This window comes from Photobacterium sp. WH77, from assembly GCF_022014395.1.
GTDB lineage: Bacteria > Pseudomonadota > Gammaproteobacteria > Enterobacterales > Vibrionaceae > Photobacterium > Photobacterium arenosum.
Map to the genome: position 1 here is coordinate 1 of NZ_JAKLTE010000058.1, position 722 is coordinate 722.

The following is a 722-nucleotide window of genomic DNA, read 5'->3' on the forward strand; positions in this document are numbered from 1 at the left end:
TACTACCATTGTGTTTCCCGCTGTGTTCGCCGCTCCTTTCTTTGCGGCTACGATGAACTGACCCAGACCAGCTATGAACACCGGCGGGGATGGGTTGAGAAGCGGTTGAAACGGATTGCCAGTGTCTTTTGTGTGGATGTTTGCGCCTACGCCATTATGAGCAATCACTACCATGTCGTTCTGCATATCAACAAGGAGCAGGCCCACCGCCTCTCGAACCATGAAGTTATAGAGCGCTGGCTCACCTTACATCGCGCCCCTGTGCTGATTCAGCGGTTTTTGAAGCACGAGGCCTTATCCGAGGCCGAACAGTCTGCTTGCTTAACCCTCATCAAAACCTGGCGCGAGCGGCTTTGTTCCATCAGCTGGTTCATGCGCCTGCTCAATCAGTACATTGCCAGCAAAGCCAATCAGGAAGACGACTGCACTGGCCATTTTTGGGAAGGCCGCTTCAAAAGCCAGGCATTGCTGGATGACAATGCTTTAGCTGCCGCCATGGCGTACGTCGATTTAAATCCGATCCGGGCCGGTATCGCGGAGACACCGGAAACCTCCGCCTACACTTCCGTTAAAGCGCGCATTAAATCGCTTCAAAAGAACGAAGCAACGGCGCCCAATCTTTTTCCCTTCGCGGGCAATCCGCGCAGCAATATGCCAGAAGGACTGCCTTTTCACCTGTTCGATTATATTGAACTGGTTGAGTGGACCGGACGGCAAATCAG

At 53.0% G+C, this 722-nt stretch carries 1 protein-coding gene; it reads left to right on the forward strand.

The window, feature by feature from the left end; genetic code table 11:
• On the forward strand, nt 1-722 hold a 722-nt coding region (locus L6J37_RS21225; RefSeq protein ID WP_237796522.1), incomplete at both ends, for a transposase.